This is a genomic window from Caballeronia sp. LZ003, from assembly GCF_031451465.1.
Lineage (GTDB): Bacteria > Pseudomonadota > Gammaproteobacteria > Burkholderiales > Burkholderiaceae > Caballeronia.
The window spans coordinates 515,299-527,562 of the sequence record NZ_JARUXJ010000004.1 but is presented as its reverse complement, the minus strand read 5'-3'; the positions used below and the strand labels follow the sequence as shown (position 1 = coordinate 527,562).

General features: G+C 60.2%; 15 protein-coding genes. 6 read left to right on the top strand and 9 right to left on the bottom strand.

Going from position 1 to position 12,264, the window contains the following annotated elements:
* Positions 1 to 124 precede the first annotated feature (124 nt).
* The gene (gene mobB, locus QCE79_RS26510; protein ID WP_250467259.1) at positions 125 to 634 is read left to right on the top strand and encodes a molybdopterin-guanine dinucleotide biosynthesis protein B; all 510 of its coding nucleotides are present in this window, start codon (positions 125 to 127) and stop codon (positions 632 to 634) included.
* Here mobB and QCE79_RS26505 read toward each other — a convergent pair.
* The 6 genes from QCE79_RS26505 to QCE79_RS26480 form a co-directional block, all read right to left on the bottom strand.
* Complete coding sequence (locus QCE79_RS26505; RefSeq protein ID WP_404989419.1) at positions 631 to 846, bottom strand: DUF2783 domain-containing protein; 216 nt, start codon at positions 844 to 846, stop codon at positions 631 to 633. The genes mobB and QCE79_RS26505 overlap by 4 nt on opposite strands.
* The gene (locus QCE79_RS26500) at positions 839 to 2,479 is read right to left on the bottom strand and encodes an FAD-dependent oxidoreductase (protein WP_309848931.1); all 1,641 of its coding nucleotides are present in this window, start codon (positions 2,477 to 2,479) and stop codon (positions 839 to 841) included. The genes QCE79_RS26505 and QCE79_RS26500 overlap by 8 nt, the downstream gene beginning before the upstream one ends.
* 181 nt (positions 2,480 to 2,660) lie before the next feature.
* Positions 2,661 to 3,005, bottom strand: a complete 345-nt coding sequence (locus QCE79_RS26495) for a response regulator (RefSeq protein ID WP_244829475.1) — start codon at positions 3,003 to 3,005, stop codon at positions 2,661 to 2,663.
* A gap of 98 nt (positions 3,006 to 3,103) precedes the next feature.
* Positions 3,104 to 3,958, bottom strand: coding sequence for an oxidoreductase (locus QCE79_RS26490; RefSeq protein ID WP_309848928.1), 855 nt, complete (start codon positions 3,956 to 3,958; stop codon positions 3,104 to 3,106).
* A gap of 59 nt (positions 3,959 to 4,017) precedes the next feature.
* A complete protein-coding gene (locus tag QCE79_RS26485) occupies positions 4,018 to 4,272 on the bottom strand; it encodes a hypothetical protein (RefSeq protein WP_244829473.1) in 255 nt (84 codons plus the stop codon).
* 84 nt (positions 4,273 to 4,356) lie between these two features.
* Positions 4,357 to 4,869: a cupin domain-containing protein gene (locus QCE79_RS26480; protein ID WP_309848923.1), complete on the bottom strand. Its 513-nt coding sequence runs from the start codon at positions 4,867 to 4,869 to the stop codon at positions 4,357 to 4,359.
* A 100-nt stretch (positions 4,870 to 4,969) separates the two neighbouring features.
* On the opposite strand from QCE79_RS26480, the gene QCE79_RS26475 reads away from it, so the two are divergent.
* A complete protein-coding gene (locus QCE79_RS26475; RefSeq protein WP_309848920.1) occupies positions 4,970 to 5,710 on the top strand; it encodes an ABC transporter substrate-binding protein in 741 nt (246 codons plus the stop codon).
* Positions 5,710 to 6,141 (top strand): GNAT family N-acetyltransferase, encoded by a 432-nt coding sequence (locus tag QCE79_RS26470; protein ID WP_309848917.1) that lies wholly within the window; start codon positions 5,710 to 5,712, stop codon positions 6,139 to 6,141. Before QCE79_RS26475 ends, QCE79_RS26470 begins: the two co-directional genes overlap by 1 nt.
* 45 nt (positions 6,142 to 6,186) lie before the next feature.
* Here the strand turns inward: QCE79_RS26470 and QCE79_RS26465 are convergent, their stop codons facing one another.
* The gene (locus QCE79_RS26465; protein ID WP_309848914.1) at positions 6,187 to 6,876 is read right to left on the bottom strand and encodes a DJ-1/PfpI family protein; all 690 of its coding nucleotides are present in this window, start codon (positions 6,874 to 6,876) and stop codon (positions 6,187 to 6,189) included.
* A gap of 115 nt (positions 6,877 to 6,991) precedes the next feature.
* On the opposite strand from QCE79_RS26465, the gene QCE79_RS26460 reads away from it, so the two are divergent.
* Both QCE79_RS26460 and QCE79_RS26455 read left to right on the top strand, forming a co-directional pair.
* The gene (locus tag QCE79_RS26460; RefSeq protein WP_309848911.1) at positions 6,992 to 7,981 is read left to right on the top strand and encodes a GlxA family transcriptional regulator; all 990 of its coding nucleotides are present in this window, start codon (positions 6,992 to 6,994) and stop codon (positions 7,979 to 7,981) included.
* A 172-nt stretch (positions 7,982 to 8,153) separates the two neighbouring features.
* Complete coding sequence (locus QCE79_RS26455) at positions 8,154 to 11,069, top strand: EAL domain-containing protein (protein ID WP_309848908.1); 2,916 nt, start codon at positions 8,154 to 8,156, stop codon at positions 11,067 to 11,069.
* 15 nt (positions 11,070 to 11,084) lie between these two features.
* Here the strand turns inward: QCE79_RS26455 and QCE79_RS26450 are convergent, their stop codons facing one another.
* Complete coding sequence (locus QCE79_RS26450) at positions 11,085 to 11,321, bottom strand: hypothetical protein (protein WP_309848905.1); 237 nt, start codon at positions 11,319 to 11,321, stop codon at positions 11,085 to 11,087.
* Positions 11,322 to 11,824: 503 nt separating this feature from the next.
* Here QCE79_RS26450 and pqqA point away from each other — a divergent pair.
* Positions 11,825 to 11,899 carry a pyrroloquinoline quinone precursor peptide PqqA gene (pqqA, locus tag QCE79_RS26445; protein WP_008353049.1) on the top strand — a complete coding sequence of 25 codons (75 nt, stop codon included), beginning with the start codon at positions 11,825 to 11,827 and terminating at the stop codon, positions 11,897 to 11,899.
* A 63-nt stretch (positions 11,900 to 11,962) separates the two neighbouring features.
* Here the strand turns inward: pqqA and QCE79_RS26440 are convergent, their stop codons facing one another.
* Positions 11,963 to 12,259 (bottom strand): hypothetical protein, encoded by a 297-nt coding sequence (locus tag QCE79_RS26440; RefSeq protein WP_250467282.1) that lies wholly within the window; start codon positions 12,257 to 12,259, stop codon positions 11,963 to 11,965.
* Positions 12,260 to 12,264 lie beyond the last annotated feature (5 nt).

The window sequence follows — 12,264 nt, the reverse complement described above, 5'->3', positions numbered from 1 at the left end:
TGACGCGAACCGTGGGGCGCCGCCAAACGCAATGCACGACGATAGCGCGAATTCTCCCTGGCTGCTAATGAACCGTTAAACTCCTTCGATCGATCCAGCACTTTTCCTTGAGACGATCTATCGCATGAATGCGCCGCTCTTCGGTATCTCGGGCCGCTCGGGTCAGGGCAAGACCACGCTGATCGAGGCGTTGTTGCCCTGGTTTCGGGAACGCGGTCTTGTAGTCAACGTCATCAAGCACAGTCATCATTCAATCGAACTCGAACCGCCGGGCAAAGACAGCGCGCGCTTCAGGCGTGCAGGCGCGGGCGAAGTGGTGATTGCATCGCCTTACCGCTATGCAATCGTGCGCGAGTTGCGCGAGGGGAACGAGCCTTCGCTTACGGAACTCGCTGCGCGGCTGACACATGCGGACCTCACGATTGTCGAAGGATTTGCACGCGAAGCCATTCCGCGACTGGAGGTGGTTCGGCCATCGGTTGGCCGGGAGCCGCTTTATAAGACCGACGTCGCAATTCTTGCCATTGCAACCGACGATGCCTCGGCAGTCGACAGCGCGCTGCCTCTGCTGCGGCTAGACGATATCGACCGCATTGGCGCCTTTATCTGCGAGACACTGCGCATTGCCGTTTAATCTGCTTTGACGCCGTTGCGTGCGACGGCCAATGCTTCTCCGATTACATCGTCATCGCCAATATGATTCGCGAGAAGCAGCACGAGCTGGGCGTTGAGCATGCGGCTTTCTTCGTCGCTTAGTCCGTCGTGTGTGCCGATGAGCCGTTCATAGAACGCATCCGGATCGGCAAGATTGGCTTCGAGCTTGAGCTTCATGCTGGCTTTATCCATTGCAGGTAGCGCGTTGTACGGCGTTAAATATCGCATCGGCGTTGAACCCACGCCAGCGCGCGCATACGTGCTGGTCGGGGCGCAACAAGTAGAACGTGCCGGGGCGAGCATCGAATCGATGCGCCACGATGCCATCGACGTCTTCGATATCTTCGGACGACGCGGCCATGCCCTTCGGCGCAACCAGCAATAGACGAAACGACGTTAGCCTCTGTAAAAGAGCCCTGCGCACTTCCTCCCCGTCATCGCTGCCGCAGAAGTAGATTCCAATGAAGCCTTTGCCATGCGTTTGTTGCAAGAGCCATGCAGCGCGGCCATTTACGCGTATGGGCGCATCCACGCATGCCGTCCCTGGCGTCATCGAACATGCGAAGCTGTCATCGGGCTGATCGGGCGTATTGAGCGGCGAGTCTTGCAGCACGGTCGGCACCGAGAGTCGCCCGCTATTGACGAGGCGTCGCGCAAAAGCACAGTCCTTCGATAGCTCCAACACCGCGTCCCGAAATAGACGCGAGGCCGCACTCTTCGGCGTGATGAAATCGGTCGATCGCGTGGAATGACGAATGTTTTCATCCGCGGCGTATTCCCGTTCGGATGCATACGTGTCGAGTAAAGCAGGCGGAGCGTCGCCATGAACGACGAGACTGAGCTTCCATGCGAGATTGTCTGCATCTTGCACACCGCTATTCGCGCCGCGCGCGCCGAAAGGTGAGACGCCGTGCGCCGCATCGCCTGCGAACAGAATTCGACCGTGCCTGAAATGCTCCATGCGCTGACATGCAGACGTATAGATGCTCACCCATTCGAGTTCGAATTCCGCGTCTTCGCCAAGCAATGCCTTGACGCGCGGAATGACACGTTCGGGTGCTTTTTCCGTGACAGGGTCAGCTTCCCAGCCGAGCTGAAAGTCGATGCGCCATACGTTGTCCGGCTGGCGATGCAGCAGCACAGACTGGTTGCGATGAAACGGTGGATCGAACCAGAACCAGCGTTCCGCCGGAAACGGCGCTTTCATCTTGACGTCCGCAATGAGAAAGCGGTCCTTGAATATCCGGCCGTGACTATCGAGATCGAGAGCCTGACGAATGAAGCTGCGTGAGCCGTCGGCCGCTACGACATAGCGTGTACGTAAGGCGTATCGTCCATCGGGCGTATCCACTTGCAGTTCGACATGATCCCGATGCTGCGTTACACCGACTACACGGCTCTTCCAGCGCATATGCAAGTTATCGACTTGTGCCGCGCGTTCGACGAGATAGCGCTCGACGTAATATTGCTGGAGATTGATGAACGCGGGATGCGCATGGCCTGCTTCGGGCAGCAAGTCGAATGCATAAATCAGATCGTCATGCAGGAACACCTTCCCGACATTCCAGCGCACACCTTTTTCGATCATCTCGTCGACGCAGCCGAGACGTTCGAAGATTTCAAGTGTGCGCTTCGCAAAACAGATGGCGCGCGAACCGGCCGATACGGTGTCGTCGCTATCGACGAGCACGGTATAAACGCCGTGTTGCGCGAGATCGATTGCAGTCGCAAGACCGACCGGCCCCGCGCCGGTCACGACCACCGGATAGACCGGGGACTCGGCGGTGTCGTGTTCCGGTGCTCGCTTGTAAGCAAAGCGGACCATGTCGTTTTTGGGTTGTCTCCTGCTTTTGCCTCTTTGGGCAGATCTCAAATCTCCGTTAAGGGCATTGTACAAACGGACTTTTCTGTGCGGCTACGTTTTTTCCTGTATTTCCCTTAAGCACAAAATAAAAACGTCCGTTCTAAATGAACGGACGTTTTTATTGCGTCTTTAATTGCTTTCTTTAGCAAGCCGCTAAGACCGCCATAAAGCCTTCTTCAGTGAAGGGCTTGAGGTAGTAGCCGTCGAATTGTTCCTGTTCGCTGTCACGGTGCCGATCGTCACCCGTTACCGCGACGACGCAAGCAAGCTGGCTCGGCCCGGCAGCGCGCAACCGTCTGCAAAGATCGCGACCATCGAAATCCGGCAGACCTATGTCGATAAATATCGTGTCGTAGCGATTTTCCGACGCGAGTTCAAGCGCCCGGTGTCCATCGTATGCGACATCTGCGATATGCCCGGAGGCGCGGGCAAGCGCGCTGAAAGCGTCGCAAAGACCAACGTCATCTTCAACGAAAAGCACGCGCATGATGGATTTTTCCCGAAGCGTAAATAGCACAAGCGTCGAAGATCGAGCGCAATAACCAATAGCGCAATAAGCGGGCCTGAGGTTCGAAGCTGATGCTTTTAATCGAGCGGGTTGTCGCTCCAGGCGCTGCGTTCTTGCCAGGTATCGATATCCGCGTTAAGCGCTGCAAGCTTGGCCCGCACGGCTTGAAGCCCAATGTTGCCAAGCACGAGATGCGCGGGCGGATTTTTAGCTTCCACGGCTTCGATGATGACCTGCACCGCGCGCACCGGATCGCCCGCTTGTCTGCCGCTAAGCTCGGCAATCCCCGCGCGACGGCGACCGGCGACCGAATCGTAGTCGTCGATCGAACGCTGGGTCTGCTTAAGCGAGCGGCCCGCCCAATCTGTGCGAAAAGGTCCTGGTTCGACGGCCGTGACCTTGATGCCAAGGCCCTCGGTCTCGCGCGCGAGCGCTTCGCCGAGGCCTTCGAGCGCAAACTTGGTCGCAGCGTAATACCCGCTGCCCGGATTACCAACCAGGCCGCCCACGGATGTGATGTTGACCACGTGCCCCGCGCGACGCTCCCGCATGCCTGGCAGTACCGCGCGAATCATTGCAGCCGCGCCGAAGAAATTGGTTTCGAACATCGCGCGCACCTCGTCGTCCTCGCCTTCCTCGACTGCGGCCAAATAGCCGAAGCCGGCATTATTGACCAATACGTCGATCTGACCGAACGCATCGTGCGCCGCTTTTACCGAAGCGGTGATGTCGTCCGGGCGCGTGACGTCGAGCCGAACCGCAATGGCTCTATCGCCTGCAGGCTCGACGATGTCGGCGACGCGGGCGGGATCGCGAGCGGCGACGACAGCACGCCAGCCGCGCGCAAGCACAGCGGATGCGAGTTCACGGCCAAAGCCGGTGGAACAGCCGGTGATGAACCAGACAGGCGTGTCTTGCTTCGATGCTGACATTGCGGGTCTCCGTGGTTAGCGTTGCGCTAACCATTTTGACCGCAAAGGCCGACGCTTGCTTAACGCAGACGCGGCATGCGTAACGCGCGATGTTCGCGCGGCTCGAACAAAACAGTCGTCTCCAATTTTGCGGCCATGCGCTTCCAGCCGCAAAGGTCTTGCTCCAATGCCGCGAGGGTAACGGGGCAGTAAGTTCGTTCGGGGGTGGCGTTGCCGCCAAGAACTGCGTAGTCGCGCATCGGTTGTAGGGTTGCTTCTCGCTCGGCGATTTGCCTTGCAATCTTCGCCCGCAGGCGGATAAGGGAATCGTCCATGGCGCTTTCGTTTGCTCGTTTGCTAAGTTGCTTTTCATTTCTTAGCCGTTTCACAGCAAACCGCGCGCCTGACTTTCATTTGGCTCACAGACGCTTAGGCTCCAGCCGCTCGATCAACTGGCGATGCCGTGGATAACGCGCCCCGAGCGCGCCGGGCGCGGCCAATTCGAACTCGCTGAACTCGAACCCTGGCGCCACCGTGCAGCCGACGAGCGCGGCACCGCCTGGTTCATGGCATTCGGCGGCAAACCAGTCACCCGCGTTGACGACCGCCTGAAACGCCGCCTGCGGATCTTCAAGCGCATTGCCGAGTCGATGCGTCGTCAGTTCTCCGTTCGAATGGAGCACATGGACATCGATCGAGTCACCCGCATAGAAATGCCAGACTTCATCCGACCGAATACGGTGCCAGGCGGAGTAAGCGCCATCGCAAAGGAGGAAATAGATGGCTGTCGATGCCGAACGGAGATCGTCCTCGCCCTTGCGCGTGACTCCTGAATTCGCGCGATAGGTCTCACGAAAGTAGCCGCCCTCGGGATGCGGTTCGAGCTTGAGGCGATCGATCAACTCGCGACTGTCTATGCGGGGTATCTGCATGCGTTCTCCTTTGCCAGATGGTTGGCGCATCGCGTATTCTGCATCGGATCGGTTTGCATGCAGAACGCAAGATGCCAACGTCTCTCATCGAAGGAAGACCATGACGCTAACCGCGACCACGAAAAACGCTCTTGCTCCAACCGGCACGCTTCGCGCGGCGCTCAACCTTGGAAACCCCGTGCTCGTGCATCGCGATTCGGCGAGCAGCGAACCCAGCGGCGTCTCCGTGGATATTGCCCGCGAACTGGCCGCGCGGCTCGGCGTCGAGATTGCATTCAATTCCTTTCCCAACGCCGCGCAATCGGTGGAGACGGTGACGGCGGAACAGGCCGATGTCGGCTTCTTCGCGATCGATCCGCTGCGTGGCGCGGGCATCGCGTTCACTGCACCGTATGTGCTGATCGAAGGGTGTTATCTGGTGCGCAACGACTCGCCGCTTTCAAGCATCGAGGATGTGGATCGCGAGGGCAATCGCATCATGGTGGGCAGAGGGAGCGCATACGACCTCTTCCTGACGCGCGAGTTGCAGCATGCTCAACTTGTGCGCACTGGACTGTCGGAGGCGGTGGTCGACACTTTTCTGCGCGACGGGATCGAGGTCGCCGCGGGCGTGAAGCAGCAACTCGAGGCCGACGCCGCTCGCACGCCCGGGGTACGGCTGATCGACGGGCGCTTCATGGTGATCAGGCAGGCAATGGGCTTGCCGAAGACTCGCGGCGATGCGGCCACGCAGTATCTTCGCGACTTCATCGAGGACATCAAACGGTCGGGCTTTATTCAGGATGCGTTCGCGCGACACGACATTACCGGCGTCTCGCTTGCGCCGCCGGAGCAGCTTTGATGCAGGGCGAGCGTATCCAAGTGACGGTATCCGTGACCGACTGGATCGACGCATCGTTCGAGGCTGATGTGGCAGGCGGTCTCGCCGCGTTCAATACCGGTCAACTCGGACCAAGCGATCATCGCGACTTGGCCGTTTCGCTTTATCAAGGCGACGACTTTGTAGGCGGCCTCGCGGGCTATACCGCGTGGGAATGGCTTTTCGTCAAATGGCTCTGGGTTCGCGAAGATGCGCGCGGTCGCGGACTTGGCGCTCGCGCGCTCGACGCCGCCGAAGTCGAGGCACGCAAGCGCGGCTGCCGCGCCGCGTGGCTCGATACGCTCAATCCGACAGCCCGCGATCTCTATGCTCGCCACGGTTTCGAAGTCTTCGGCGAACTGGCGGATTTCCATGCAGGACGTGCGCGGTACTTCATGCAAAAGCGGTTCTGAATACAGGCATTTGGCATTCAAAATGCGGCATGCCGGCATTTTGCATCAAGCATTCAATCCGAGCCGATGCACCGCGCGCTTCGTGATTTCCCTGCGCTTTGCGAGCGAAGCCGCCGAGCGCTCCCGCACGTCCGCCACTACGGCGGCAGGCGCGTGATTCGGATCCCCGGCATCGAACGGCGGCGCGGGCGCGTACTCCATTTGCAGTTGAATGGCCTGCGCCTCGTGCTCGCCGACGAGTTCAGCCGCGAGCGTCAGCGCGAAGTCGATGCCCGCCGTGATTCCACCGCCCGTGAACAAGGCGCCGTCGCGCACCACGCGGGCGTGCACGGGCGTCGCATCGAATTCGCCCAGCAGTTCGTGAAAAGCCCAATGCGTCGTCGCACGCTTGCCGCGCAGCAAACCGGCCGCGCCGAGAACGAGTGAACCGGTGCATACCGAAGTGATGAAGCGAGCGCCCTTCGCCTGCTGGCGGATGAACGCAAGCGTTTCCTCGTCTTCCATCAGAGCGCCGACGCCTTCGCCTCCGGGAACACAGAGCACGTCGAGCGTGGGGCATTCCGCGAACGATGTGTCGGGTGCGAGTTGCATCCCTGTACTGGAAGGAACAGGCGCAAGCGTTTTGCATACAAGATGCACATTAGCGTCCGGCAGATGCGCAAAGACTTCGTACGGACCGGTGAGGTCGAGTTGTTGAACGCGCGGGAAAAGCAGCAAGCCGATTTGAAGGGTCATCGCTTTATCTCTCGTGGCAGGTTGAAGAATGAAGGTGGACGAATGCATCCTACGCCGCTACGCTATGGCGAGATGGTCGATCGCCCCACCTTTTACGCCAAGCGCCCTAGCTATCATGTCATCGCCGAAGCCACGCATCATCGACATACTCGCCTTTCCCGACGTCCAGTTGCTCGATGTCGCCGGTCCCATGCAGGTGTTCGCGTCCGCGAACGAACTGGCGCGCGAGGCCGGCATGCCACGCCCTTATCGCCCGAGAGTCGTCGCGCCGGGCGGCACGGTGACAGCATCGGCGGGACTTGGGCTGATCGGCGAAGCGCTGCCCGATGCGCGCGAGCCGTGCGACACGCTCGTCATCGCGGGCGGCTGGGGCGTGCATGAAGCGCTGCGCGACCGCACGCTGGTCGACTGGGTGCGCGCGCGGTCCGCTCATGCACGCCGCACGGCATCGGTGTGTACCGGCGCCTTTCTGCTTGCGGCGACCGGCCTGCTGGACGAACGCCGCGCCGTCACGCACTGGACGCGCTGCGCCGAACTGGCGAGCCGCTTTCCGGCGGTGCGGGTCGAGTCCGATCCCATCTTCATCCGCGACGGCGATCTCTGGACTTCCGCAGGCGTGACAGCGGGAATCGACCTGGCGCTTGCGCTCGTCGAAGATGATCTCGGACGCGCGCTCGCGCTCGATGTCGCGCGTCATCTCGTCGTGTTTCTGAAGCGCCCCGGCGGGCAGGCTCAGTTCAGCGCCGCGCTTTCGCTGCAGAAGGACTCGGGCGAACGCTTCGGCGAATTGCATGCATGGATCGCGGAGAATCTTGCATGCAATCTATCCATCGGAACGCTGGCGGCGCGCGTCGGCATGAGCGAGCGCAGCTTCGTGCGTCATTACCGGGCGCAGACCGGCGCAACGCCTGCTCGCGCCATCGAACAAATGCGGCTGGAAGCCGCGCGCCGTATGCTGGGCGACACGGACCTGCCAGTCAAGCGCATTGCGGCACGCTGCGGCTTCGGTTCGGAAGAAACCATGCGACGCGGCTTCGTGCGCGCACTCGGGGTTGCGCCTCAGACTTACCGCGAGCGCTTCGCCCGCGCGGCGGTATCGGCATAAAGTGCATGCAAAAGCCAATCCTGCCGCTTTTTTTGTCATCCATGCTCAAGGCTGTATGCTCGCTGCCGATACCAGAGTAAGAGCGATTGCATGAGGCGCTTCGGGCAACCGTGCGCGAGCCGCTTTGCTTAACCAACCGTCCGACGAGGCGGCCTGAGGGCCTGGAGCGCCGATGAGTGTGTTTTCCGCGTATAACGCGCCACTGCAGGCGGCTCAGGCCGCACAGGAAGACGTGACCGACGCTGCCGCGGCCGATGCCGCGCTGGCGAACATCGCACCGTCCATCGACGCCTTGCTGCGGGACACTGCCGCGTCCGCTTGCCCCAACACATGGGCTTGGTATCGCGCGGGGGAGCAATTGCATCTTGAACGCCAGGGCAATGGATTTTGCATACCAGCGTGGCCAAGCGACATCGCTGAGGACCGCCTCGCGAAAGCCTGCGCCGCGCACGGCTGGCATGCCTGGCCGACCGGCCGCGGCGAAAGCGTGCTCGGCTGGCTGCTCGCGCCTGTGGCATACAGCGACAATGCACATCTCGCTGAACTCGCGCGCGCACTTGGTGAACGCGTGCAAGCCGATGTCCTCGCGCGGGCGCAACTCACGCAACGCGTGTTGTATGAGATCGCGTATCTCGCCAGTTCGGTGCCCGAGCGCGCGGACTTTCTGCGTTGCGTGCACGAGCGTCTCGGCACGCTCATCGACGCCGAGAACTTCTACCTCGCGCTCTACGACCGCAAGACCGGCAAGATCACCTATCCGTATTACGTCGATGTGATCGACACGGACGTGGTCGCCGCCGAGAACTACGACATTCTCGATCCCAAGCGTCTTTCGATGACAGGGCAAGTGCTCACGAGCGAGCAGCCGCTCTTCGTGACCGCAGCCGACATCTGCGCCGCCGAACGCGCGGAGCGTTTCTATTGCATCGGCGATCGCCCCGAGTTCTGGATGGGCGCGCCGCTCAAGAATGCGTCCGACGAAGTCTTCGGCATGCTGGCCATGCAGGTCTATGACGTCTCGCGCATGTACACCGCCGAGGACCGCGCGCTGTTTTTAGTCGTGGCGCGTCACGTCGCGATGGCGCTCGACCGTATCCTGCATCGCGCGGATCTGGAAGAACAGGTCGCCCGCCGCACCTCCGAATTGTCGAAGCTCAACGCTGCTTTGCGACATGGCATTGCCGAGCGCGAGCGTTCCGAACATCTGCAAGCAGCGCTATATCAAATCGCGGAATTGTCGAGCCGGCCCGGCGACATGATGGAGTTCTTTCGCAGTCTGCATGGCATCGTCGGCGAGCTGCTCTATGCGCGCAATTTTTATGTGGCGCTCTTCGAAACCGAAACATGCGAAGTCTCGTTTCCCTATTACGTCGATGAGATCGTGCAGGAGCGGCCCGAGCCACGTCGCGGCCAGCGTGGGCTCACCGAGTACGTGATTCGCGAACGCCGCGCGCGTCTCATCGATCATCAGGAAGCGCTGCGTCTCATCGCGGAAGGGGCGTTCGAAACCGATCACGACGACGTGCGCCTGCGCTCGTGGCTCGGCATTCCGCTATTCGATGGCGATGTCGTGCGCGGCGTGCTCGCGGTGCAAAGTTACTCGCCGCTCGTGCGCTATTCGCAGCGCGATCAGGAGTTGCTGACCTTCGTATCGCGCCATATCGATACCGCCCTCTCGCGCCGTCGCGATGCCGAAGCATTGCATGCAGCCAACCTCGAGCTCGAAGCCCGTGTGCAGGCCCGTACGCGTGAACTCGACGATGTCAACGCGCGTCTGCTGTACGAGAATTCGCACGATGCATTGACCGGCCTGCCCAACCGCAGTCATCTGATGCATCGGCTGCGTGGTGCATGGCACGACTACCAGACACGCGGCGATGAGCTCTCGGTGATGTTCATCGACCTCGATCGCTTCAAGGTGGTGAACGACAGCCTGGGTCATCATTTCGGAGACATGTTGCTGGTGCAGGCCGCCGCGCGCCTGCGCGATTGTCTGCGCTCCACCGATCTGCTCGCTCGCTTGGGCGGCGACGAATTCGCAGTGCTGTCGCCCAAGGCGCCGGTACGCGACGCGGTGGCGATTGCCAAGCGCATCCTCGCGGCTTTCGATCTGCCGTTTCATATCGAAGAACATGTGGTGTTTTCTTCGTGCAGCATTGGCATCGTGAGCGCGGACACGCAGTTTCATACCGAGCCCGCCGATCTTTTGCGCGATGCCGATACCGCGATGTATCGCGTCAAGAACGCGGGCCGCGACAGCTTCGTCGTGTTCAATCAGGAGCTTCGCCGACAGGTCTCCGATCAGGTCGAACGCGAGGGCGCATTGCGTAACGCGATCAAGCGCGACGACGAGTTGCTGCCGTATTTTCAGCCTATCGTCGATGTAGGGAGTGGCCAAGTGGTCGCGCTCGAAGCGTTGATTCGCTGGCGCCAACCCGATGGACGTATCGTGGCACCCGGCGAATTTCTGCCTGCAGTGGAAGGGCTGCGTCTCATCGGTCGGCTCGACTTATACATGCTGGAACGCGTCGCCGCGATACTTTCCAATGCCAGCTTTGCGCACTGGCCGCCCGTGCATGTCAATTGTTCGAGCTATAGCATGACGCGCCCCGAGTTCGCCGACGATGTCCTTGCGCTGCTCAGGCGTTATCGCGTGTCGCCATCGCGTGTATGTCTCGAACTGACGGAAGGCGCGCTCGTAGCCGAGCCGGATCTTGCGCGCCGCACCATGCAAAGACTCGCGGATAACGGCATGTCCGTCGTACTGGATGACTTCGGCGCGGGCTTTTCGTCCCTGAGCTATGTGCATCAGTATCAGTTCAGCGGCCTCAAGATCGACAAGTCGTTTATTCTCGAACTGACCGAAAGCCCTCGTAGTCGCGCGATCGTGCGAGCTATCGTGCGAATGGCCGAGTCGCTCGATCTCACGCTTGTCGCCGAAGGCGTCGAGGACGCGGCCACGCTTGCAGTGCTACGCGACATGGGTGCAGCGCAGGCGCAAGGCTACTTCTTCGACAAGCCTTTGCCACTAGAGTCGCTGACGCGCAGCGCGCTTGCGCCACGCACTACTTCAAGCGCCATTCTCTGATTCTTGAGCATTGGATCAGGGCATGCCGCCAAGCGAGGGCGAGATGATACTACCCGGTTCACCTTCCGGCACGCCGGTGTCGGTCGTCACAGCGCGCATCGATACAGGCGCATGATTAGTGGTGCACGTCTGCAACGAGTCGTTGCCAAGGCACTGCATGAACGCGTCAGCGCGATCCTTCGTGTCGAACATGTACAACGTGTCTTCGACTTTCACTTCGAGATCGGAAATACGGTCCGCTTCGATTGACATGCTTCGCTCCTTCGAGTGGATAGACATATCAATCGGCTAGCATCAAGTGCGCCTGGCGCACGCTGGCCTTAGGTACAACGGTTGCTAGTTTATCGGCCTGGTTCATCGAATGACAAGGCGACTTAAGGAAACCGTAATGATATCCGCGCAAGCAAATAACGACCTGCATGAAGAGCCGCGTACACCCGGCGGCAATCGACTGAACGAAATCGAGCCGTCCGAGGCAGACAGGGTAATCCCTCGTCCCGGAGAAGCGCTGGAACAGAATCCCGTCACGGACCCTGACAAAGTAGGTACATCCCCTGACGATTCGGGAAACTGGCCAAGACCGCTATAAATAAATTAAATGATCTTGCGGGCAATTTCCAATGATGCAGACGCCTAAGACGCGTTAGGATTAAAGCGCGTCGAATTTTGGGCGCGGATTCGCACGGCGCTAAATCAAGCTTAGAACCGCGCATCGGTCTTGCAACCGCTTGGCCGCTTTAGCAAAAGGAGGCTTTATGAAATGGGAAACCCCTAGCTTTACCGATATGCGCTTTGGCTTTGAAATTACGATGTACATCGCCACGCGTTAATCGCCAAGCAGAAAACGGCCGCACAAAGCGGCCGCTTTCTTTTCAAGGCTTGAGCGACTCGTGCTACGTTGCACCGTCACCTTCGCTTTTTTGTGGGCCAAGTCCACCCTTTCCTGCCGGTTCAGGTCGGCTGCCTGAACCCAAAGGCACTTCCGCCGTTTGATGCGGATCTTCGTCAAGCCGCCTATTTTCAGGCTCGATCTCTCCCGCATTAGGCTGACGCACTCCTTGCTTCGGATCGCCTCCTGTCGCTGAACCGGGACCCGGCAGATTGCCGATAGAACCGCCGCCGCTTGCTCCGCTGCCAGCATCGCCAAGCGGCTTATCCGTGCTCTTCTGTTCGCTGTCGTTAATCGTCATTGCTT